Raw genomic sequence first — 22,262 nt, forward strand, 5'->3', positions numbered from 1 at the left:
CTCTGACTGCGGAATTACTCTTGCGCCTGCTGCGCTTTCTTCTCCAGCATATCCAGCAGTTTCTGGTGAATGCCGCCGAAGCCGCCGTTGCTCATCACCAGGATGTGATCGCCCGGCTGCGCAGATTTGCCAATCATCTCGACCAGCGTGTCCACGTCCGCGCTCCAGTGCGCAGGCTGGATGCAGGCATCTGCCACTTCCGCCACCTGCCATGGAATGTGCTGCGGCTGAAGCAGGAAGACCTCGTCCGCACGGCCAAGCGACGGGGCCAGATCATCTTTGCAAATACCCATTTTCATGGTGTTGGAGCGCGGCTCCAGCACGGCCAGAATGCGCGCCGTGCCGCCTACTTTGCCGCGCAGCGCCTGAAGCGTTGCGAGGATCGCGGTTGGGTGATGGGCGAAATCGTCATACACGGTCACGCCGTTGGCCTCACCGCGCAGCTCCAGACGGCGTCGGGCGTTCACAAAGCTTCCCAGCGCGTCGGCGGCATCGGCAGGCTTGACGCCCACGTGGCGCGCAGCGGCGATCGCCATCAGGCCGTTGTGCATGTTGTGCTCGCCAACCAGGCCCCATTTCACCTGGCCTACCTGCTCACCGTCGAGCCACACTTCCCACTCAGCAGCATCCTGGGTGATTTTCTTCGCCTGCCAGTGGCCCTGCTCGCCCACCAGCTCCTGCTCGCTCCAGCAGCCCATCGCCAGAGTCTGCTTAAGATTGATGTCGTTCTCTGGCGCGATGATGCGGCCCTGGCCCGGCACGATGCGCACCAGGTGATGGAACTGTTTTTGAATCGCTTTCAGGTCGTCGAAGATATCTGCGTGATCGAACTCGAGGTTATTGAGGATCAGCGTGCGCGGGCAGTAATGCACGAACTTCGAGCGTTTGTCGAAGAAGGCGCAGTCGTATTCGTCGGCCTCGATCACGAAGAACGGGCTGTCGCCCAGATGCGCGGAGACGTTGAAGTTGCCCGGTACGCCGCCGATCACAAAGCCTGGCTTATAGCCGCAGGCTTCGAGGATCCACGTCGCCATACCGGCGGTGGTGGTTTTACCGTGCGTCCCCGCAACGGCGACGACCCAGCGGTCTTTCAGCACGAAGTCATGCAGCCACTGCGGGCCGGACATGAACGGAATGTTTTTCTCAAGCACCGCTTCCACGCACGGGTTGCCGCGGGTCATGGCATTGCCGATGATCACCAAATCGGGCTGAGGCTCAAGCTGGGCAGCATCGTAGCCCTGAATCAGGTCAATGCCCTGCTCTTCCAGCAGCGTGCTCATTGGCGGATACACGTTGTTATCCGACCCCGTTACTTCATGGCCAAGGGAACGAGCCAGCATCGCCAGACCGCCCATAAAAGTGCCACAAATACCCAAAATATGAATGCGCATACGTCACTGTTCCTTTTTCATCAGCGGCGTATTTTACCCTCTTGTGGGCAGTGTCGGAAATGCATTTCAGCGAATTCCGTATTTAGCTGGCGCGATTCACCTGTACGCGGCTTTTTGAATGTTTGTTAAGATTGTTGGACATTAACCGCTTTACTCAACATCAAATGCAGGGAAAGTGTTATGAAAACGTTAGGTGAATTTATTGTCGAGAAGCAGCATGATTTTCCGCATGCCACGGGTGAACTGACTGCTTTGCTGTCGGCAATAAAGCTCGGCGCCAAAATTATCCACCGCGATGTCAACAAGGCAGGCCTGGTCGACATTCTCGGGGCCAGCGGCGCGGAGAACATCCAGGGAGAAGCGCAGCAAAAGCTCGATCTGTTTGCGAATGAAAAACTGAAGGCCGCCCTCAAAGCGCGCAACATCGTCGCCGGGATCGCCTCTGAAGAAGAGGACGAGATTGTCGTTTTCGAAGGCTGTGAGCACGCCAAATACGTCGTGCTGATGGACCCGCTGGATGGCTCCTCTAACATTGACGTTAACGTAACCGTCGGCACAATTTTCTCTATCTATCATCGCATTACGCCAGTTGGCACCCGCGTCACCGAAGAAGATTTCCTGCAGCCTGGCAACAAGCAGGTCGCCGCGGGCTACGTGGCCTATGGTTCCTCAACGCTGATGGTGTACACCACCGGCTGCGGCGTGCACGCGTTTACCTACGATCCGTCGCTCGGCGTGTTCTGCCTGAGCCAGGAGCACATGCGCTTCCCGGAGCGGGGTAACACCTACTCCATTAACGAAGGCAACTACATTAAATTCCCGCAGGGCGTGAAGAAATACCTGAAGTTCTGTCAGGAAGAAGACAAGGCAACGCAGCGCCCGTACACCTCACGCTACATCGGCTCTCTGGTGGCGGATTTCCACCGCAACCTGCTGAAAGGCGGGATCTATCTCTACCCGAGCACCGCCAGCCACCCGCAGGGAAAACTGCGCCTGCTGTACGAATGCAATCCGATGGCTTTCCTCGCCGAACAGGCGGGCGGCAAAGCAAGCGACGGTAAAGACCGCATTCTGGATATTATTCCGGAGACCCTGCACCAGCGCCGTCCGTTCTTCGTCGGCACCGATCATATGGTGGAAGACGTCGAGCGGTTTATGCGTGAGTATCCGGACGCGTAATTAAGCCTCAGATTTCCCCTCTCCCCGGCCATATCCCAAAGGGAGAGGGAGAAAAACTAACGGCACCGCATCTGTTTCCTCTCCAGTAGGAGAGGAAGAAAAACCAACGGCACGGTAATAGTCCCCTCTCCCTTTGGGAGAGGGTTAGGGAGAGGGCATCCGGGCAAATTAAGCCGCCTGGTTCTGCAAGCGGAAGGACGCCATGGCGTCCATCAGCTCACGCGACTGCTCTTCCAGCGAGCGCGTGGCCGCCGAAGACTGCTGAACGAGCGCCGCGTTCTGCTGCGCCGTCTCATCCATCTGGCTCACCGCAATGTTCACCTGCTCTATACCGCGGCTCTGCTCCAGCGACGCGCTGGCAATTTCGCGCATCAGTTTGGTCATGCGCATCACTTCAGACGCAATTTCGTCCATCGTTTCCCCGGCCTGCTGCGCCAGGTCGCTGCCTTCGCTGACGTGGGTCTGGGAATCGCTGATAAGCGTGCGGATCTCTTTCGCCGCATCGGCGCTGCGGCTCGCCAGATTGCGCACTTCTCCCGCTACCACCGCAAAACCACGCCCCTGCTCCCCGGCACGCGCCGCTTCGACCGAGGCGTTCAACGCCAGGATATTGGTCTGGAAGGCGATGCCGTCGATAACGCTCAGAATGTCGCCAATACGGCTGGAGCTGCCGGAGATGTCGCGCATTTTTTCGATCACATAGCAAACCATTTCGCTGCCGCGATCGGCGGTATCGGAGACGGTTTTCGCCAGCTGGTGCGCCTGTTCGGCGTTGTCTGCGTTCTGCTTCACCGTGGCGGTGATCTGCTCCATGCTGGCTGCCGTTTGTTCGAGCGACGTTGCAGTCGACTCCGTGCGCTGCGCCAGATTGTTATTGCCTGCGGTCAGCTCGCGGCTGCCGATATCAATCTGCGAGCTGGCATCACGCACGCGCAATACCGAATCCATCAATGACTGACGCATCTCGCCGATCGCCGCATTCAGCCGGTTAATTTCGAAGCTCGCCAGGGCATTCTGGCTATGGGTCAGGTTGCCCGCCGCGACCTGCTCAAGCTGCACAATCGCCGTATTCAGCGGCTTGAGCAGCATGTGGCGCAGGGCCATCCACGCCAGCACGATCACGCCTGCGGTCAGCAAAATGGCGATAATCATCAGCGTCATCACCCGGTTTTTACTGGCCCGCACTATGCTCACTTCCGCCTGACCGCGCGCATCCACCCAGCCCTGAAATGCCTGCATATCGTTATCAAACTGGCGGGAAACGGGGATCAGATGGTTTTCCAGCAGATCGTAATAGCTGTCAGCGCTTTGGCTGTCGAGCGCGGCCAACATCGGGGTGATGCCCTGCTGGTTGTAGGCACCATAGCTTTTAGCGACGTTCGCCAGCAGCTGCATGCCCTGCTCATCATCAATTTTTGAGGCGATCACATCGGCCAGGGTTTTCTGCGCAACCCCGATTTCCCGGTGAATGTTCTGTACCGACTTTGCCGCATCGTCGAGCATGCCGATTTCCATCAGGCGGACGGCCTGCCCGGCTTCGTTGCGGGCACGCAGAATCAGCGTGTAGCCTTTGTTGAGCTGCACGAGCTGCTCACCCTGCAGGTGATTAATGCGCGTGAGCGATGCGGAACTTTTGGTGAGGGCGTAAATACCAATGCCGCTGACCAGCAGCAAAAGGAGGGTCATCACGGCCAGTAAAGAAAGCAGGCCGGTACGGATGGAGAGCTGTTTCAGCATGATGTCATTCCCGGTAGCAAAGAGACTTTTGGGCGGAAACAAAAGGTATCGGCTGCGACCGGGAAGACTTTAGGGTTATTAATAAATTCAGTATGTTATTGCTTTGTTACCGCCACCGGCAGGCGCGTCACCGGCGAGCTCTGGCGGTTTTCCCACAGCACCGTCAGGCCGCGCTGCAGGGCAATAAAGATAAACAGCAAAATGCCGATGGCAATTTTTGTCCACCACGAGCTCAGCGTGCCGTCGAAGTTGATGTAGGTCTGAATCAGCCCCTGAATACCCACGCCAAACAATGTGCCAAGCACCGTCCCCACGCCGCCGCTTAGCAATGTACCGCCGATCACTACCGAGGCAATGGCATCAAGCTCCACGCCCATCCCTGCCAGCGCATAGCCCGCCTGGGTGTAAACGGAGAAGACAATCCCGGCGAGCGTTGCCAGGCCCGTCGACAGCATATAAATCCGGATGGTGGTGCTGCGGGTGGAAATCCCCATCAGGTTCGCCGATACCGCACTTCCGCCGATGGCGTAGACCTGATTACCAAACCGCGTGCGGTGAGCAACAAACATCCCCGCCAGCACCACCAGCAGCATCAGGAGGCCCATGGCGCTGAGCCGCCCGCCGCCGGGGATCATCCACGCCATATCGGAAAGCCTGTCGTAAATCGGATGGTTGATCGGAATCGACTCTTCCGAAACGAGATAACTGACGCCGCGCAGGAAGAACATTCCCGCCAGCGTAATGATAAACGCCGGGATCTTCAGGGCATCAATCAACAACCCCATAAACGCGCCGAATGCACAGCCCATCACCAGCACCAGCGGAAATGCCACCAGCGGCGACATGCCCCAGAAGCCGATCGCCTTGGCGAGGAACACGCCGGTAAACGCGATCACCGATCCCACCGAGAGGTCGATCCCGCCGGAAAGGATCACAAAGGTCATGCCAACGGCGATGATCCCGAGAAACGCATTATCGGTGAGGATATTGCAGATCACGCGCGTTGAGGCGAAGCCGGGGAACTGCGTCAGGCAGTAGAGATAGCCGAGGATGAACACCCCGAGGGTGATCATCAGCGGCAGGTTACGTTTTATCATGGCCGCGCACTCCTTTTAGTAAGCCGATAAAGCGCGGCGACTGGACCACCAGCACGCACAGCACCACTACCGCTTTCACCACCTGGTTCAGCTCCGGCTGGAAGCCCGACAGCAGAATGCCGGTATTCATGCCCTGAATAATCAGCGCACCAATTACCGAGAGCAGCAAATTAAAGCGCCCGCCCATCAGCGATCCGCCGCCAATGACGACGGCAAGAATAGCGTCCAGCTCCAGCCACAGTCCGGCATTGTTAGCATCCGCCCCGCGAATATCGGCGGCAACGATCACCCCGGCAATGGCGGCACATATGCCGCTCAGCACGTACGTCAACATCACTACTATGCGGGTGTTCACCCCGGCGTTTTTCGCCGCACGGATGTTAATCCCCACCGCTTCAATGAACATCCCAAGCGCCGTTTTGCGGGTGAATAACCAGAAGATAATGAGCGTTATCAGCGCAATAATCACCGGCGTCGGGAACAGCAATAGCTTGCCGCTGCCGAACCAGGCAAGCGAGTCGGAATCAAAAGTTACGATTTGCCCGGCGGTGATGAGCTGCGCCACGCCTCGCCCGGCCACCATCAGGATTAGCGTGGCAACAAACGGCTGGATTTTGAGGATGGCGACCAGAATGCCGTTCCATAACCCTGCCAGCACGCCCGTCGCCAGCGCCGCCAGCAGCACCACCGGCAGGCTGTGTCCGGCAACCTCCATCGACGCCGCCGTCGCACCGGCTATCGCCATCACCGCGCCGACGGAAAGATCGATCCCGCCGGTGGCAATCACCAGCGTCATACCGATTGCCAACAGCGCCACGGGCGCCGCGCGGTTAAGAATATCAATCGGGCTGCCGAACAGCCGTCCGTCCTGCAGCACCACCTGGAAAAAATGCGGTGACACGAAGCTGTCGACCAGCAGCACGAGGATCAGCGCCGCGATTTGCGGCATCCCCGTCGGCCAGCTAAAGCGACGCTTCTTCGGCCCGCTTTGAGGGAGAGATTGTGGCATCACTGCATACCCCTTATGCCGCAATAGCATTCATGATCGCCGGAACCGACAGCGCGTCCAGCGGGATCTCGGCCACCTGTTTACGGTCGCGCAGAATAATCACCCGATCCGCATAGCCCACCAGCTCCTCCAGCTCGGAGGAAATGACCAGCAGCGCCAGGCCGTCGGCGCAGAGCGTTTCGATAAGCCGGATAATTTCGGCGTGAGCGCCTACGTCAATGCCGCGCGTAGGTTCATCGAGGATCAGGAACTGAGGGCGCGTTAACAGCCAGCGAGACAGCAGCACCTTCTGCTGATTCCCACCAGAGAGAAACTCAATTGGCTGTTCCGCACTCGGCGTGCGGATGCCAAGCTGGCGAATAAAGCGTTCGGCAATTTCGTTTTGCTCCCGGCGAGGAATCGGCCTCAGCCAGCCGCGCTGCGCCTGGAGCGCCAGAATGATGTTTTCCCGCACCGAGGCGGCGGCAATAATACCGTCGGTTTTGCGATCTTCCGGGCAAAAACCAATGCCGAGACAGGAAGCCTGATGCGGCGAGCGCAGCGTCTGCGGCTTGCCTTTGATCTCCGCGCTGCCGCTGTCTGAAGGCTTGATGCCGAAAATAACTTCCGCGGTTTCGGTACGCCCGGAGCCGAGCAGCCCCGCAAGCCCGACGATTTCACCGGGACGAACCTGCAAATCAAACGGCTCAATCACGCCTTTCTTACCGTAGCCTTTGAACGCAGCGACGGGTTTATCACTGAGCAGCGTGCGGCCCGCGCGTTGCAGGGCGTTATTGTCCAGTTCGCGACCCAGCATCATTTTGACCAGCTCTATCTGCGGCAACGCTTTAGTTTCCTTACAGCCGACAAAGCTGCCGTTGCGCAGCACGGTGATGCGGTCGCTAACCTGATAAACCTGATCGAGAAAATGGGTGACGAAGATAAGACTGACGCCCTGATCGCGCAGCTGGCGCATCAGGGTGAACAGCATTTCCACTTCCTGAGTGTCCAGGCTTGCCGTGGGCTCGTCGAGGATCAGCACCTTAGCGGAGAGATCGATAGCGCGACAGATAGCCACGATTTGCTGCATGGCGACGGAAAAACGGTTCAGCGGTTCACGCACATCGAGCGAAAAGCCATAGGAAGCCATCAGTGCAGTCGCGCGTTTTTCCATTTCTTTACGTTGCAGGAAGCCGAAACGCCGCGGCTCGCGGCCGATAAACAGGTTATCCGCTACCGACATGTTCGGCAGCAGGTTCACTTCCTGATACACCGTCCCAATCCCAAGCTGTTGAGCGTGGGCGGTGTTTTTCGGGGAAATGGTTTCGCCTTCGAGCCAGATGGTGCCGCGATCGGCGTGATAAACCCCGGTCAGCGCTTTTATGAGGGTGGACTTTCCGGCACCGTTCTCACCGAGCAGGGCCATGATTTCACCACGACGCAGGCTGAAATCGACGTTATCCAGCGCTTTCACGCCGGGGAAAAATTTACTCAGGCCTTCCGTGCGCAAAATATCCTGATTGTGAACAGAATCAGTCATTGTCAGCCCCTAAAAATAACCCTCACCCCGACCCTCTCCCTAAAAGGGAGAGGGAGAACATCAGACCTGCTCAAAATGAAACGCCGCTCGATCGGTTCCCTCTCCCCTCAGGGGAGAGGGCCAGGGTGAGGGGTTTTACATCAGTAGCCCATGTCTTTTTTCTTATCCAGCTGGGCCTGGGCGCTGTCTTTCAGGTACAGCTGAGAGTGCGTCAGGGTCAGCTTCGGCGGCATAGTGCCGTCTTTCTTGAATTTCTCCAGCGCATCAAACGCCGGGCCAGCCATGTTTGGCGTCAGCTCCACGTTGGCGTTGGCTTCGTCGGCCAGCATCGCTTTATAGATATCCGGCACGCCGTCGATAGAACCCGTCAGGATATCTTTGCCTGGCTTCAGACCCGCTTCTTTGATGGCCTGAATGGCACCGATAGCCATGTCATCGTTATGGGCGTAAACCATGCAGATGTTCTTGCCGTTGTTTTCTGCTTTGATGAAGCTTTCCATCACTTCTTTACCTTTACTGCGGGTAAAGTCGCCGGACTGAGAGCGGATAATCTTAATGTTTGGCGCTTTAGCGATGGCTTCGGCAAAGCCTTTCTTACGATCGATAGCGACGCTTGCCCCGACGGTACCCTGCAGCTCAACAACGTTACACGGCTTCCCGGCTTCGGTTTTTACCAGCCAGTCGCCAATCAGTTTGCCTTCCAGCACGTTATCGGCGGTGACGGTGGTCATGTAGAGCGATTTGTCTTTCACATCAATCGAACGGTCGAGCAGGAACACCGGGATTTTGGCCTGTTTGGCTTCTTTCAGCACCGGCTCCCAGCCGGTTGCGACCACAGGAGCAATGAAAATGGCGTCCACGCCCTGGGCGATGAACGAACGTACCGCTTTGATTTGGTTCTCTTGTTTTTGCTGTCCATCAGCGATTTTCAGGGTGATCCCACGTTTTTCGGCTTCACTTTTTGCCACGCTGGTTTCAGCAGCACGCCAGCCAGATTCCGAACCAACCTGTGAAAATCCTACGGTTAAAGGGGCAGCCATCGCCATAGACGACATGGCTGCGGAAACAGCGGAGACAAGAAGTAAACGCTTCCACATAAGGGTATCCTCTCTGAGATTTTGTGGGTAAAACCAGCATCTGCCGAAAAACTATAGACAATGAGAAATGTAACGTGATGCGTTACATCACACTTCCAAAAAGAGAAAGTGTGATTTGTAAGCGCTTCCACAGCTTTATTCATCAAGCGGCTGGCTTTATGGATTTTTCACCTGGTTAAAGGCTCTGAAAAACGACGCGAAGGCAAGCCAGGACTGAAAAGAAGCGAAGACATTTAGGTTGAGTTGGCTATAATACCGGGCACTTGGTTGCCATACATTTTTAAGGAATCCGACATGAGCTTACTCAACGTCCCTGCGGGCAAAGAGCTGCCAGAAGACATCTACGTTGTTATCGAAATTCCTGCTAACGCAGATCCAATCAAATACGAAATCGACAAAGACACCGGTGCGCTGTTCGTGGACCGCTTCATGTCTACCGCGATGTTCTATCCGTGCAACTACGGCTACATCAACCACACCCTGTCTCTGGACGGTGACCCGGTTGACGTTCTGGTTCCAACGCCATATCCACTGCAGCCGGGCTCCGTGATTCGCTGCCGTCCGGTTGGCGTCCTGAAGATGACCGACGAAGCCGGTGAAGATGCGAAGCTGGTTGCCGTACCGCACACCAAACTGAGCAAAGAGTACGATCACATTAAAGATGTGAACGACCTGCCAGAACTGCTGAAAGCCCAGATCGCTCACTTCTTCGAGCACTACAAAGATCTGGAAAAAGGCAAATGGGTGAAAGTGGAAGGCTGGGACAACGCTGAAGCTGCAAAAGCAGAAATCATCGCCTCCTTCGAGCGCGCGAAGAAGTAATTCTTTTCGTGATAAAAAACACCGCCTCCGGGCGGTGTTTTTTATTGTGCACAAAAAGTCACGCCACCCGAAGGTGGCGTGACTTAGTCAGAACTTATCTTTATCCAGCCAGTTGCCGGTATCGATTCGGGTGAAGCCGTCTACCGGACGCTGATAGACGTACATCCACGCGCTGCCGTACGGCGTCTGAATCAGGTAGCGGGCGTACTCACCACCTTTGGTACGCAGCGCATCAAGCTCGGCGAGCGTCGAGGCGTCGATTCGATAAACTTCACCTGCTACTGTTCCTTCACCGGGAACCGCGCCTGGATAGTGGCCCAGGCTGTAGAGCTGATAGTTATCGACGCTGTGATCGCCCAGCCACTGAGCGTTGGTCATCCAGTGGCTGTTGCCCTGTTTGCGCCGTAAACTGCCGTAAACAAATATTCGCATTGCTAAAACTCGAACTGATAGAGCAGATCAAGTGCCTGGTCTATGCCAGACACCGCTTCCAGATATAGCTTGGGCATCAGACGGTAGCGTAGCGTGAGTGTTGCCAGAGAGTCAAAAATTCCCACGCCATATTTCACCTGCAATCCTGGAGCGATGTAGCCGCTCACCACAACCTGTGAGGAGTCGCCCACCCCGGCAGTATCCAGGGCCAGATTGCTGACGCCAAACGTCTCGCCGATTTTACCCACAATCTGCCCACTTTGTGCAACCCCTAGTCCGACCAGCGCTGACGTCATCGCCGCGCCGTCCCCCTGCTGGCTGTCGAGCCCCTGCCCGCGAAGCAGGTACGAAAGCGCCGCCTGCTGCGACATTGCCGGGTCGGAGAAGATTTCGGCCTTCGGCTGATCCGCCAGCCCGGTCACGCGTACACCCGCGGTGACGTTATCTTCCGTGGCATCCGGGTTACGAATTGCTTCAATATTCAGCATCGGCCGATCCGGCGGGCCGGAGAACAGCAGGATGCCTTTACGCACGATCAAATCCTGCCCATAGGCGTGGAAGCGCCCTTGCGGGATGTTGATCTGGCCATTCAGACCCAGACCATGTTTGTCCTGAGCCACTTTCAGATCGCCCGTCAGGCGCGCCTTCAGGCCGAACGCGTCCAGGCGCACGTTGTTACCGACGTGAATAGTCAGATTGCTGTTGATCGGAATGCCCGCGGTTTGCGGATTAACCGGCTTCAGGTCTTGGTCGAGCATGACTTCATCGCTGGAGACGCCGACGGCGCTCTGCGGCACGTCATGCACCACGATGCGCGCCCACGGTACATCCACGTTGCCATCCAGCGTAAACAGGCTCGGCGTTGCGGTGAAGACCACGTCCGGCGACACATCAAGGCGAACCATTGGCGGTACGGTGATGCGCACCCGACTGCCTTTTGCCGCCACCTGCGCGCGCCAGTTGTCGATTTGCGTCCAGTCGGCGTTACCGCTGAGGCTAATTTGCCCCTGCTGGGTGGCAATTACGCCATCGAGCGTCGAGCGCGTGCCGTTGAAGTTCATCGCCACCCGGCTCGGCTGCATGTCAAACGGCATAAAGTTACCGTCGATATCCAGACCGGTCAGCGCCAGCTGTCCGAACAGCTGCGGACTCTGAACGTTCCCCCCAAGGCGCAGGTTCGCATTCAGAGTGCCCGCGGCCTTTTCCCCACGTGCGAAAATCGGGTTGATCATCGCCAGGGAGAAGTTACGGATATTCACGTTGCCGCCGAGATTGCGCCGCCCCTGCGGATCGGTCACTTCAACCTGTCCGTCAAGCTGGCCGTTGTTGGTCAGGCGAATCATCCAGCCCAGCTGAGCACGATTATTGTGCAGATCGGCGTTCAGGTTAAGCGTGTCGAAGGCTACCGGCAGCGCCGCGTCGTTCACCGTCTGCGTGACCTTCACGTTACGTCCGCTAAGCGTCACTTTGCCCTGCGGAAGACCCGGTTTGGTCGCATCCCAGCTCACGTCCGCATTGCCGGTGAACACGCCGCTCGCCTGAGTGGCTTCCGGCATAAACGGCTTGAGCATGGCTAAATCAAAGCGGTTAAGATTGACCACCGCCCGCCCGGTCTCACCGGCATCAATGGTTTGCGGCACGCACAGCTCTGCGTTCGGGTTCGTCCAGCAGTGAGGCCCGATGCTGATTTTCTGCTCTTTATTGCGGAAATCGAGCGTAATGGCGCGCGAGAGCGACACGAGCCCAACCGGCGTCTGGAAGCGGGTATTGCTGAGCGTCCCTTTCCAGCGCTCTTCTTTACGGTCAAAGCTGCCCGCCAAATCAAGCTGGCCGGACACCGGCTCGCCCTGAACACGCAGCTCCAGCTTGTGCTGTTTCTCATCGCCTTTCGCGGACAGCAGCACCTGCCTGATATTGACGCCGGGCTGCGCAATACCGTTCACACGCACATCGAGGTTACCGCCAATCTGGTCGGTGGATTTCACATCGCCTTTGATCGAAGCCTGAGCGACGGAAATCTCCTGCCAGCGCAGGTTGCGGGCAGTGATATCCGCCAGCAGCTGCGGCGCATCGACGGTGCCGCGAACTTTCAGCAGACCTTTGGCCGTGCCGCCGAGGCCCGGAAGCGCGTTATCCAGCCCCGGCGCATCGATGGTCGCATCCAGGTTCAGCTCCTTCACGCCCAGTTCGCCCTTCACGTCGGCGCTGTTGCGCCCAAGCTCCAGATGGAGCCCCGGTATTTTCCATTGCAGATAGCTGTTGCCCGAAAGCTTACCGTCAACGTTTACTTTATTTTGCTTCACGTTGCCGGTGAGCTTAAGCTCTGGCACGTCCACCTGCCAGCTGCCGCCATACAGGCTGCCGGTGGTTTTGATGCTGCCGTTGAGTTTTGCAGGCCAGTCCGGCATTTCTTTAGCGGTATTGATGCCGTTTAGCGTCAGCGCACCGCGCCAGCTAATCGCCTGCTGCCAGTCCAGCAGCGCCTTGAGCTCCGTTTTCCCTTCCAGCGCCGCGATGGTCAGCTTATCGAGATTCACCTGCAGCTCATTGCCTTTAGCATCCAGCGTGATAGTTGCCGGAGGCACATCCTGTCCTTTCACCGCCGTGCGGAACGACAGCGTGTAGTCGGTCATTTTGCCGCTGAGCTTCAGCTTCAGGTCATCGGCCTGATACTGTTTCGCGCCGGTAAACGGCCAGTAAAGCTGCTTGCTCAGCACTTCCAGATTCAGCGGCAGCCCGGCTTCGGCGAGCTGCGCCTGCGCCCGAATGCCAACGTCTACCGGACCAGAGAGATTGATCCCGACGTCGAGCTGCTTGCGCACTTCGCCGCCGATTTTCATTTTGATCTTCTCGCCCTTCACCGGGTCGATATTCAGGGTGCTGTTAAGGGTTAAATCGACCGGCCAGCTGTCCTGAAGTTTTGCCGTGCCGGTGGCGTTCACCGTGCCCTGGCTGGAGTCAACGTCCAGCGCGTCCAGCTTCATGTCGCCGTCAATGCTGCTGACTTTAAGCAGCATTTTGTAGACGGTAAGGTCGGTGTCACCCGTCAGCCTAAGCTGCTCACCGCGAAATTCCTCAATATTCAGATTGAGCGGCAGATGCACGTCGGTCATTTCTGGCAGCACCGGCTTCGAGAAGAGTTCCTTCATCGTCTCACCGAGCGTTTTTTCATCCGGCTTCGGCTTCTCGATTTTCGGCTCAACCACCTGTTCCTGCGCCACGTTAGCCACTTTCGGTAGGGCGATAAGCAGCCCCTGTAGCGAGGTCGGCATCAGCGTCAGGTTTTTATCCTGCCAGTTAAGGCCGGAGGTGAAATCCATCACCGACACGGTGGTGTCGTCGATTTTGATATTCACGTTATTCAGCGCGATCCGGCTCAGGGTTATCGGGTACGGCGTGGAGAGGTTCAGCGGCCCGCTGTCCTCTTCCATCGCGGGTGCTGACGGCGGCATTTTTTTGCTGTCGATCGCCACGTTCACGTTTGAAAGCGACAGATCGTTCACGCACAGGCTGCTTTTCCACAGGCAGGCAGTATTCACCGCCAGATGGAACTGCCCCGCGTCTACCGCCACGCCTGGCTGCTCATAGCGCAGGTTTTTAACCGTTAAATCTTTCCAGCCGCCGACCACCTGGCCGATGGAAAGGCCGGGCACCCAGCGATCTGCGGCCTTGAAAACCAGATGCAGGCCGGTCGTGGTGCCCACCAGAAACGCCACCGTGCCCAGCAGCAGAATGAGGAATACCAGTACGCCGAGGCTAATCTTCTTCCATAAACTCATAATTCTGGCCCCAGACCGATGTAGAACTGTAACCCGTGCTCGTCTTTGTCACCGACCGGCACCGCCAGGTCGAGCTTGATGGGCCCGACCGGAGACTGCCAGCGCACGCCGACGCCCGCGCCGGTTTTAAAATCGTCATCGCGGAAGTCGTTTACCGCTTCGCCGCTGTCGACGAACATCGCCCCCCACCATTTACCGGTCACGTTGTACTGGTACTCCAGCGAGCCCGTCGCCAGTCGCGATGCCCCGGTAAGCTTGCCGTTATCGTCTTTCGGTGAGATCGACTGGTATTTATAGCCGCGAATGCTGCGATCGCCCCCGGCGAAGAAGCGCAGGTCCGGTGGCACTCTGTCGAAGTCACCGGTTTCGATCCAGCCAAGGTTGCCGCGCACCACAAAGCGGTGGCGATCGTAAAGGGTGCGAATCCAGGTGTTTTGCGCCTGAATAACGGCGAAGTCGACGTCCGATCCCCACGCGGTGTTCGACACGTCCACAGAATAGCGCTGGGAATCGCCCCACGTCGGCATCAGGCCGCCGCGCGAGCGGGTGCGGCTTATCATCACGCCCGGATAAAGCAGCATGGTGGTGTTGGTGACGTCCGCCTGGGTAAAGTGAGAAAGGCTCCAGCGCAGGTTAATCGCACGCTGCCAGCCGCTGGAAAGATCCCAGTAACGCGACACGCCGAGCGTAGTGGAGTCCGATTCGGTATCGTTCAGATCGGTGCGCTTAAAGCCACCCTGCAGCAAATAATACTGTTCGAGTGGGTTCTTCAGCAGCGGCACTTTATAAGAGAAATCGAGCTGCTGCTCCGGTGCGGAAAGGCTTACGGACGAGGTCAGACTGTGGCCGTAGGAGTTGATCCATGGCTTGTTCCATGACGCTTTAACGCGCGGGCCTACGTCGGTGGAATAGCCAACCCCGGTTTCAATCGTGTTCCGGGTGCGCGGCGATACCACGCCTTCCAGCGGCAGAACTTTCGTTTTTCGCGCTTTATCAAATTCCGGCGCCACCACCACGGAGTTGAACCAGCCTGTCGCCGAGAGACGGCGGTTGAGCTCGGCCAGATCGTCGGAGGTGTAGTAATCCCCTTCCTTAAACGGAATCAGATTTTGCAGATAGCGGTCCTGAATCTGCGATCCCTGGAACGTCACCGGCCCGAAGCGATAGCGTTCGCCGCTGTCGTAGTCGATGTCCCAGAACGCCTGATGGCGGTCAAGGGAAACGCCAAGCTGGCTCTTTTTGAATTCGCTGTCGAAGTAACCTTTGCGCAGCGAGACGCTGGTAAGATCTTTCTTGAAACCGTCGTAATCGCCGTGGTTAAGGACAGTCCCGACGGCAGGTCGCTTTTTCAGCAAATCCAGATAATCGCGATCGGTTCGCGCCCCGCCGCGTAAAATCACGTCGGTGCCACCAATGCGAACGGGTTCGCCCGGCGTAACGTGAGCCATCAGCACCTGGCGGCCCTTGGCCGGCGCAGGCTTCAGCTCAAAATCAATCTGCGGTTCGTAATAGCCGAGCGCCTTCAGCCCTTCGCGGATAGCGTCATCGACGCGCGCGCGGAAACGGCGATCCGGCGTCACCTCGTCGCTCTCGATGGTGGACAGCTGTGCGCGCACGTTCTTCAGCAGCTCTCCGTCAAGCCCATCTACCTGTAAACGTATGTTTGCCGCTCCGGCAACACCACTGACCAGCAACAGGCTGGCCCAACAAAATTGGCGAATTTGTGGCACGTCTTCTCCCAAAAAGTCCTTGTTTCCACCCCGTCAGGAAACACAATGCCGATCTACTGCTTAACAAAATTCCAACACGTTCGGTTGAAAAAAATCGATCCAACTCAATATTATTTCTATGTCTAACTCTAGTCGTGTTCACGGCCTTTATTGTGTTCAAAGAGAGGCGCTGTGACAACCTTAACCCCAATTTCCTTTATCCGGAGGCCATCCCGTGAGTCTATTTGATAAGAAAACCCTTGTTTCGCAGGCGGATGCGCTACCCGGTCGCAATACGCCAATGCCCGTCGCCACGCTGCACGCCGTTAATGGCCATTCGATGACCAACGTCCCGGAAGGCATGGAGATCGCTCTTTTTGCCATGGGTTGTTTCTGGGGAGTGGAGCGCCTCTTCTGGCAGTTGCCCGGCGTGTATAGTACCGCTGCGGGCTACACCGGAGGCTATACGCCGAATCCGACTTATCGTGAAGTGTGTTCAGGCCAGACCGGCCATGCCGAAGCCGTACGCGTGGTATATAACCCGGCAGTCATCAGCTATGAACAGCTGTTGCAGGTGTTCTGGGAGAACCACGACCCGGCGCAGGGCATGCGTCAGGGGAACGATCAGGGCACACAGTACCGCTCGGCGATTTACCCTCTGACTCCTGAACAGGACAAAGCTGCGCACGAGAGCCTTGAGCGTTTCCAGGCGGCGATGCGCGAAGCCCAGGACGATCGCACCATCACCACCGAAATCGCTACCGCTAAACCTTTCTATTACGCGGAAGACGATCACCAGCAGTACCTGCATAAGAACCCGTACGGCTACTGCGGTATCGGCGGAATCGGGGTGTGCTTACCGCCACAGCTTGCCTGAGGCCTGAACTTGCCATCGCAACGCCGGGGCGCAAAGTTAAGCCTCTGGCGAATTTACAGTCCCTTACGCTATACTATCCCACGATATTACCGGTCCAGCGCCTTCGGACCGGTTTTTTTAAGCGCAATTTCACGCGCAAAAACATCATCAACTATCCTTCCGAGGTTCTGGCGACAAAAGCCAGAAAAACTATGCTAAACAGTATATTAATCATACTCTGCCTCATCGGCGTCAGTGCGTTTTTCTCAATTTCCGAGATTTCGCTTGCGGCTTCCCGCAAAATTAAACTGAAGCTGCTCGCCGATGAGGGTAACGTTAACGCTCAACGTGTGCTGAAAATGCAGGAAAACCCCGGTATGTTCTTTACCGTGGTGCAAATTGGTCTTAACGCCGTTGCTATCCTGGGGGGTATCGTCGGTGACGCCGCCTTCTCTCCGGCCTTCCATACTCTTTTTATCAACTACATGTCCGCTGAACTGGCCGAGCAGATTAGCTTTGTCCTGTCGTTCGTCCTGGTGACCAGCCTGTTCATTCTGATAGCCGACCTGACCCCGAAACGCATCGGTATGATTGCGCCCGAAGCCGTGGCTTTGCGCATCATCAACCCGATGCGCTTCTGCCTTGCCGTCTTCCGCCCGCTGGTGTGGTTCTTCAACGGCATGGCAAACATGATATTCCGCCTGTTCAAGCTGCCGATGGTGCGTAAAGACGACATCACCTCCGACGATATCTACGCCGTTGTCGAAGCCGGTGCGCTGGCAGGCGTGCTGCGTAAGCAGGAACACGAGCTGATTGAGAACGTGTTTGAACTCGAATCACGCACCGTGCCGTCTTCTATGACCTCGCGCGAAAACGTCATCTGGTTTGATTTAAACGAAGATGAACAAAGCCTGAAAAACAAAGTGGCCGAGCATCCGCACTCTAAGTTCCTGGTGTGTAAAGAAGATATCGACCACATCATCGGTTATGTGGATTCCAAAGACCTGCTGAACCGCGTGCTGGCCAATCAGAGCCTGATGCTGACCAGCGGCGTGCAGATCCGCAATACGCTGATCGTGCCGGATACGCTGACGCTCTCAGAAGCGCTGGAAAGTTTCAAAACCGCCGGTGAAGACTTCGCGGTGATCATGAACGAATATGCGCTGGTTGTGGGTATCATCACTCTGAACGACGTGATGACCACGCTGATGGGTGACCTGGTCGGCCAGGGCCTGGAGGAGCAGATTGTTGCCCGCGATGAAAACTCATGGCTCGTTGATGGCGGCACGCCAATCGACGACGTGATGCGCGTGCTGGATATCGACGAATTCCCGCAGTCGGGCAACTACGAAACCATCGGCGGGTTCATGATGTTTATGCTGCGTAAGATCCCGAAACGTACCGACTTCGTGAAGTTCTCCGGCTATAAGTTCGAAGTGGTGGATATCGACAACTTCCGTATCGACCAGCTGCTGGTCACCCGCATCGACAGCAAGCCAACGGTGCTGGCACCGAAGCTGCCGGACGCGGAGGAGAAAGGCGCGGCGTAAGTTTCCGGCCCTACAAACATCAACGGCTCCCATCGGGAGCCGTTTTTTTTACGTTACTGCATAGCACGTTGCTGATTACGCCATCTCAGTTTGCAGACGCATAACCTGACGGTTGATTTCGGACATCACGGAAAGATGCTGCTTGTCCTTCACTTTTGGGATAAGGATCTTGCCCTTATCAAACTCAAAAGCGCCAACGTCCTTGATGTACAACCGTCCACGAAACAGGATCTTCACGTACTTCGCCACCTGAAGCGGGTTGTACTTTTGGAAAATTTTCATTGTTGTCTCCTGCTGAGTCTTACACCCTTGCGAGTCCACAATCGGCTCCGCGTTCCGGGGCGCAAAATTAATGCACTAAAACTATAGTCCATATCGACCGGGACACCCAGTCTGTAGAAGTTTATTTACCGTTTGATGACAAAATTTAAGAATTATCTTTTCAGAACGACGATAAAGGCAGTATAAACCTTCATTTTCTCACGGTTATGTGCGTTCACCCGCAAACTGGCATCACGCTTGCGGGAAAACCTCATCATTCGCACTTATGATTAAAACAAAACCCTAAGTGGTCGGATCACCTGCATACAATAAGGAAACATCATGACTCTACGTAAGCTGATGGCAGTTTCATGCCTGCTGTTCCCGCTGATGGCCTCGGCGCACAACCTGAAAACCGGAGAGCGCGTTCCGGCGGTAGGCGTCGCCGACCGCGGTGAACTCATTCTCAATAATGATGAGTTTAGCTATAAAAACTGGAATAGCTCGCAGCTCGCCGGGAAAGTGAGAGTTGTACAACATATTGCCGGTCGTACATCTGCCAAAGAGAAAAATGCCGCGCTGATTGAAGCGATCAAGACCGCAAAATTCCCGCATGATAAGTACCAGACCACCACCATCGTGAACACCGATGATGCGATTCCCGGCTCGGGCATGTTCGTGCGCAGCAGCCTTGAGAGCAATAAAAAGCTCTATCCATGGTCGCAGTTTATCGTCGACAGCAACGGCGTGGTGCGCAGCGCCTGGCAGCTCGATGAAGAGAGCTCCGCGATTATCGTACTCGATAAAAATGGCCGCATTGAATGGGCAAAAGACGGGGCGCTAACCCAGGATGAAGTGCAGCAGGTCATCGCCCTGCTGCATAAGCTGTTAGCTCAGTAGATCGATACCCGGAAGCCGGGGTTGAGGAACGATTCACGCGGCGTGTAATCGAGGGTTTTGCCCTGCCAGTCGTGAACGTGCGCCCCGGCAGCCACCGCCACCGCGTGGCCCGCCGCCGTGTCCCAGATGCTGGTTGGCCCAAAGCGAGGATACAGCTGAGCCTGCCCGTCCGCCACCAGGCAGAACTTGAGCGAGGAGCCGATCGACGTTGTCTGATGCTCACCCAGCTGCTGCAGATACTCCTGCAGCTCAGGGTCGCCGCCGTGCGAGCGGCTGACCACCACCAGCGGCGGACGCGCATCCCGTACCTGAATCTGTTTACGCACGCCGCACTCTTCTTTCCAGGCTTTGCCCTCTTCGGCGCTGTACATCACCTTCATTACCGGCGCGTAAACCACGCCCATAACCGGTTTTCCTTTTTCAATCAATGCGATATTAACGGTAAACTCGCCGTTACGCTTAATGAACTCTTTGGTACCGTCGAGCGGATCGACCAGCCAGTAGCGCTGCCAGTGCTGGCGCACGTTCCAGCCCGGCGGATCTTCTTCTGACAGCACCGGAATATCCGGCGTCAGCGCGCTTAGCCCTTCAGCAATCACCTTATGGGCCGCGATATCGGCCGCCGTCACCGGAGAGTCATCGGCTTTACTGACCACGTCCATCGGCTTCTCGCCATCGTAGACCTGCATAATGGCATCACCTGCTTTCCGTGCAAGCTGACAAACCTGTTCCAACATATTCCACCTCGTATTGAGTAGAGTGGCGTTAACTCGTTGTTTTAGTTATATCCCATCGCGACAAATTGCGCTATCTGTGAAGCGTTACCCGTTTCATCGCCCCGATTTCTGGCAAGCTTCACATTTCTGTAAGCAACAGGATGTATACCCTTTTCTCTTTTGTGCCCCCGATCAATAAAAGGACGCCTCTGATGATTAAGTTTAGCGCAACGCTCCTGGCCACGCTGATTGCCGCCAGCGCCAGTGCGGCGACGGTGGATTTGCGGATCATGGAAACCACCGACCTGCACAGCAACATGATGGATTTTGACTACTACAAAGATACCGCAACGGAAAAATTCGGCCTGGTACGCACCGCAAGCCTTATCAACGCCGCGCGTGAGGAAGTTAAAAACAGCGTTCTGGTGGATAACGGCGACGTCATTCAGGGAAGCCCGCTCGGCGATTATATGGCAGCCAAAGGATTAAAAACGGGAGATGTGCATCCGGTTTACAAAGCAATGAACACGCTGGACTATGCCGTGGGCAACCTCGGCAATCATGAGTTCAACTATGGGCTGGAGTATCTGCACAAAGCCATCAATGGCGCGAAATTCCCGTACGTTAACGCCAATATCATCGACGTTAAGACCAAACAGCCGTTGTTTACCCCTTACCTGATTAAAGAGACAAAGGTCGTCGATAAGGACGGCAAGCCGCAGACGCTGAAAATCGGCTATATCGGCTTCGTGCCGCCGCAGATCATGACCTGGGATAAGGCCAATCTCAGCGGCAAAGTGACGGTGAACGACATCACCGAAACCGCCCGTAAATACGTGCCGGAAATGCGTGAGAAAGGTGCCGATATTGTGGTAGTCATCGCCCACTCAGGCCTCTCCGCAGACCCTTATCACGCCATGGCAGAGAACTCCGTGTACTACTTAAGCCAGGTACCGGGCGTGGATGCAATCATGTTTGGCCACGCGCACGCCGTTTTCCCGTCAAAAGATTTCGCCAGCATTAAAGGTGCCGATATTGAAAAAGGCCTGCTGAACGGCGTGCCAGCGGTAATGCCCGGCATGTGGGGCGATCATCTGGGCGTGGTCGATTTGAGCCTGAATAACGACAGCGGCAAATGGCAGGTGACGCAGGCTAAAGCCGAGGCGCGTCCGATTTACGATCCGGTGGCGAAAAAATCCCTCGCGGCAGAAGACACCAGCCTGGTGAAGGTGCTGAAGGCCGACCACGATGCCACTCGCGCCTTTGTCAGCAAGCCGATTGGCAAATCTTCGGACAACATGTACAGCTATTTATCGCTGGTGCAGGACGATCCTACCGTTCAGGTGGTGAATATGGCGCAGAAAGCCTACGTCGAGCACTTTATTCAGGGCGATCCGGATCTGGCTAAGCTGCCGGTGCTCTCCGCTGCGGCGCCGTTCAAAGCGGGCGGTCGCAAGAACGATCCGGCGAGCTACACCGAAGTGGAGAAGGGTCAGCTGACCTTCCGCAACGCCGCCGATCTGTATCTCTACCCGAACACGCTAGTGGTGATGAAAGTCAGCGGCCAGGAGGTTAAAGAGTGGCTGGAGTGCTCCGCCGGGCAGTTCAACCAGATCGACGTGACCAGCAGCAAACCGCAGTCGCTCATCAACTGGGACGGTTTCCGCACCTATAACTTCGATGTGATTGACGGCGTGAATTATCAGGTAGACGTCAGCCAGCCCGCACGCTACGACGGCGAATGCCAGAGCCTCAACCCGAACGCAGAGCGCATCAAAAATCTGACCTTTAACGGCAAGCCCATCGATCCAAAGGCGACTTTCCTCGTGGCGACCAATAACTACCGCGCTTACGGCGGTAAGTTTGCAGGCACCGGCGACAGCCATATCGCTTTCGCCTCGCCGGATGAAAACCGTTCAGTCCTGGCGGCGTGGATTAGCGCCGAGTCGAAAAAGCATGGCGAGATTCATCCCGCAGCGGACAACAACTGGCGCTTAGCGCCAATCACCTCAGCTACGCCGCTGGATATTCGCTTCGAAACGTCGCCGTCAGAAAAAGCGGCTGCGTTTATCAAAGACAAAGCGCAGTATCCGATGAAGCAGGTCGGCACCGACGAGATTGGCTTTGCGGTGTATCAGGTGGATTTAAGCAAGTAGCGGAAGGATTTGTAGCCCGGTAAGGCGAAGCCGCTACCGGGCAATTTCTGCA

The 22,262-nt window shown here is 56.4% G+C and carries 17 protein-coding genes; 6 read left to right on the forward strand and 11 right to left on the reverse strand.

Annotated elements, in window-relative coordinates; genetic code table 11:
- Positions 1-14: 14 nt before the first annotated feature.
- A complete protein-coding gene (gene mpl, locus AB1287_RS08680; protein WP_435617536.1) occupies positions 15-1,391 on the reverse strand; it encodes a UDP-N-acetylmuramate:L-alanyl-gamma-D-glutamyl-meso-diaminopimelate ligase in 1,377 nt (458 codons plus the stop codon).
- A gap of 180 nt (positions 1,392-1,571) precedes the next feature.
- Between mpl and fbp the strand changes: the two genes are divergently transcribed.
- The gene (gene fbp, locus AB1287_RS08685; RefSeq protein ID WP_312629091.1) at positions 1,572-2,570 is read left to right on the forward strand and encodes a class 1 fructose-bisphosphatase; all 999 of its coding nucleotides are present in this window, start codon (positions 1,572-1,574) and stop codon (positions 2,568-2,570) included.
- Between the two features lie 168 nt (positions 2,571-2,738).
- Here the strand turns inward: fbp and AB1287_RS08690 are convergent, their stop codons facing one another.
- The 5 genes from AB1287_RS08690 to ytfQ all read right to left on the reverse strand — a co-directional run bounded on the left by AB1287_RS08690 (position 2,739) and on the right by ytfQ (position 9,029).
- Positions 2,739-4,307, reverse strand: coding sequence for a methyl-accepting chemotaxis protein (locus AB1287_RS08690; protein WP_435617537.1), 1,569 nt, complete (start codon positions 4,305-4,307; stop codon positions 2,739-2,741).
- 95 nt (positions 4,308-4,402) lie between these two features.
- A complete protein-coding gene (yjfF, locus tag AB1287_RS08695; protein ID WP_435617538.1) occupies positions 4,403-5,404 on the reverse strand; it encodes a galactofuranose ABC transporter, permease protein YjfF in 1,002 nt (333 codons plus the stop codon).
- The gene (gene ytfT / locus AB1287_RS08700; protein ID WP_435617539.1) at positions 5,391-6,416 is read right to left on the reverse strand and encodes a galactofuranose ABC transporter, ATP-binding protein YtfT; all 1,026 of its coding nucleotides are present in this window, start codon (positions 6,414-6,416) and stop codon (positions 5,391-5,393) included. Before ytfT ends, yjfF begins: the two co-directional genes overlap by 14 nt.
- A gap of 10 nt (positions 6,417-6,426) precedes the next feature.
- Positions 6,427-7,932: a galactofuranose ABC transporter, ATP-binding protein YtfR gene (ytfR, locus tag AB1287_RS08705; RefSeq protein ID WP_435617540.1), complete on the reverse strand. Its 1,506-nt coding sequence runs from the start codon at positions 7,930-7,932 to the stop codon at positions 6,427-6,429.
- A 140-nt stretch (positions 7,933-8,072) separates the two neighbouring features.
- Positions 8,073-9,029, reverse strand: a complete 957-nt coding sequence (gene ytfQ / locus AB1287_RS08710; protein WP_312629098.1) for a galactofuranose ABC transporter, galactofuranose-binding protein YtfQ — start codon at positions 9,027-9,029, stop codon at positions 8,073-8,075.
- Between the two features lie 294 nt (positions 9,030-9,323).
- Between ytfQ and ppa the strand changes: the two genes are divergently transcribed.
- Positions 9,324-9,851 carry an inorganic diphosphatase gene (gene ppa / locus AB1287_RS08715; RefSeq protein ID WP_032616230.1) on the forward strand — a complete coding sequence of 176 codons (528 nt, stop codon included), beginning with the start codon at positions 9,324-9,326 and terminating at the stop codon, positions 9,849-9,851.
- An 87-nt stretch (positions 9,852-9,938) separates the two neighbouring features.
- On the opposite strand, the gene AB1287_RS08720 is transcribed toward ppa, so the two are convergent.
- The 3 genes from AB1287_RS08720 to tamA are packed head-to-tail and all read right to left on the reverse strand — an operon-like array spanning position 9,939 to position 15,792.
- The gene (locus AB1287_RS08720) at positions 9,939-10,283 is read right to left on the reverse strand and encodes a gamma-glutamylcyclotransferase family protein (protein WP_312629100.1); all 345 of its coding nucleotides are present in this window, start codon (positions 10,281-10,283) and stop codon (positions 9,939-9,941) included.
- A 2-nt stretch (positions 10,284-10,285) separates the two neighbouring features.
- Positions 10,286-14,062: an autotransporter assembly complex protein TamB gene (gene tamB / locus AB1287_RS08725; RefSeq protein WP_435617541.1), complete on the reverse strand. Its 3,777-nt coding sequence runs from the start codon at positions 14,060-14,062 to the stop codon at positions 10,286-10,288.
- Positions 14,059-15,792: an autotransporter assembly complex protein TamA gene (gene tamA / locus AB1287_RS08730; RefSeq protein WP_435617542.1), complete on the reverse strand. Its 1,734-nt coding sequence runs from the start codon at positions 15,790-15,792 to the stop codon at positions 14,059-14,061. The genes tamB and tamA overlap by 4 nt, the downstream gene beginning before the upstream one ends.
- A 214-nt stretch (positions 15,793-16,006) precedes the next feature.
- Here tamA and msrA point away from each other — a divergent pair, with 214 nt between their 5' ends.
- Together msrA and AB1287_RS08740 are read left to right on the forward strand one after the other, a co-directional pair.
- Positions 16,007-16,648, forward strand: a complete 642-nt coding sequence (gene msrA, locus AB1287_RS08735) for a peptide-methionine (S)-S-oxide reductase MsrA (protein ID WP_312629104.1) — start codon at positions 16,007-16,009, stop codon at positions 16,646-16,648.
- A gap of 191 nt (positions 16,649-16,839) precedes the next feature.
- A complete protein-coding gene (locus AB1287_RS08740; RefSeq protein ID WP_312629106.1) occupies positions 16,840-18,177 on the forward strand; it encodes a hemolysin family protein in 1,338 nt (445 codons plus the stop codon).
- Positions 18,178-18,252: 75 nt separating this feature from the next.
- Here the strand turns inward: AB1287_RS08740 and AB1287_RS08745 are convergent, their stop codons facing one another.
- Positions 18,253-18,459, reverse strand: coding sequence for a DUF1107 domain-containing protein (locus AB1287_RS08745; RefSeq protein ID WP_312629107.1), 207 nt, complete (start codon positions 18,457-18,459; stop codon positions 18,253-18,255).
- Between the two features lie 321 nt (positions 18,460-18,780).
- Between AB1287_RS08745 and AB1287_RS08750 the strand changes: the two genes are divergently transcribed.
- Positions 18,781-19,338 carry a YtfJ family protein gene (locus tag AB1287_RS08750; RefSeq protein WP_312629108.1) on the forward strand — a complete coding sequence of 186 codons (558 nt, stop codon included), beginning with the start codon at positions 18,781-18,783 and terminating at the stop codon, positions 19,336-19,338.
- Here the strand turns inward: AB1287_RS08750 and cysQ are convergent.
- The gene (gene cysQ, locus AB1287_RS08755) at positions 19,332-20,075 is read right to left on the reverse strand and encodes a 3'(2'),5'-bisphosphate nucleotidase CysQ (RefSeq protein WP_435617543.1); all 744 of its coding nucleotides are present in this window, start codon (positions 20,073-20,075) and stop codon (positions 19,332-19,334) included. The genes AB1287_RS08750 and cysQ overlap by 7 nt on opposite strands.
- Positions 20,076-20,266: 191 nt before the next feature.
- On the opposite strand from cysQ, the gene cpdB reads away from it, so the two are divergent.
- Entirely contained in the window at positions 20,267-22,210 is a 1,944-nt protein-coding gene (gene cpdB, locus AB1287_RS08760) for a 2',3'-cyclic-nucleotide 2'-phosphodiesterase (RefSeq protein ID WP_312629110.1), read from the forward strand.
- The last annotated feature ends 52 nt before the right edge of the window (positions 22,211-22,262 follow it).

Origin of the sequence: Scandinavium sp. UTDF21-P1B (assembly GCF_040750395.1) — a bacterium.
Taxonomy (GTDB): domain Bacteria; phylum Pseudomonadota; class Gammaproteobacteria; order Enterobacterales; family Enterobacteriaceae; genus Scandinavium.

What these genes read in the sequence shown, in the direction of transcription:
- mpl (WP_435617536.1), bottom strand. Translation starts at nt 1,391, where the DNA reads ATGCGCATTCATATTTTGGGTATTTGTGGCACTTTTATGGGCGGTCTG.
- fbp (WP_312629091.1), top strand. Translation starts at nt 1,572, where the DNA reads ATGAAAACGTTAGGTGAATTTATTGTCGAGAAGCAGCATGATTTTCCG.
- AB1287_RS08690 (WP_435617537.1), bottom strand. Translation starts at nt 4,307, where the DNA reads ATGCTGAAACAGCTCTCCATCCGTACCGGCCTGCTTTCTTTACTGGCC.
- yjfF (WP_435617538.1), bottom strand. Translation starts at nt 5,404, where the DNA reads ATGATAAAACGTAACCTGCCGCTGATGATCACCCTCGGGGTGTTCATC.
- ytfR (WP_435617540.1), bottom strand. Translation starts at nt 7,932, where the DNA reads ATGACTGATTCTGTTCACAATCAGGATATTTTGCGCACGGAAGGCCTG.
- ytfQ (WP_312629098.1), bottom strand. Translation starts at nt 9,029, where the DNA reads ATGTGGAAGCGTTTACTTCTTGTCTCCGCTGTTTCCGCAGCCATGTCG.
- ppa (WP_032616230.1), top strand. Translation starts at nt 9,324, where the DNA reads ATGAGCTTACTCAACGTCCCTGCGGGCAAAGAGCTGCCAGAAGACATC.
- AB1287_RS08720 (WP_312629100.1), bottom strand. Translation starts at nt 10,283, where the DNA reads ATGCGAATATTTGTTTACGGCAGTTTACGGCGCAAACAGGGCAACAGC.
- tamB (WP_435617541.1), bottom strand. Translation starts at nt 14,062, where the DNA reads ATGAGTTTATGGAAGAAGATTAGCCTCGGCGTACTGGTATTCCTCATT.
- AB1287_RS08740 (WP_312629106.1), top strand. Translation starts at nt 16,840, where the DNA reads ATGCTAAACAGTATATTAATCATACTCTGCCTCATCGGCGTCAGTGCG.
- AB1287_RS08745 (WP_312629107.1), bottom strand. Translation starts at nt 18,459, where the DNA reads ATGAAAATTTTCCAAAAGTACAACCCGCTTCAGGTGGCGAAGTACGTG.
- AB1287_RS08750 (WP_312629108.1), top strand. Translation starts at nt 18,781, where the DNA reads ATGACTCTACGTAAGCTGATGGCAGTTTCATGCCTGCTGTTCCCGCTG.
- cysQ (WP_435617543.1), bottom strand. Translation starts at nt 20,075, where the DNA reads ATGTTGGAACAGGTTTGTCAGCTTGCACGGAAAGCAGGTGATGCCATT.
- cpdB (WP_312629110.1), top strand. Translation starts at nt 20,267, where the DNA reads ATGATTAAGTTTAGCGCAACGCTCCTGGCCACGCTGATTGCCGCCAGC.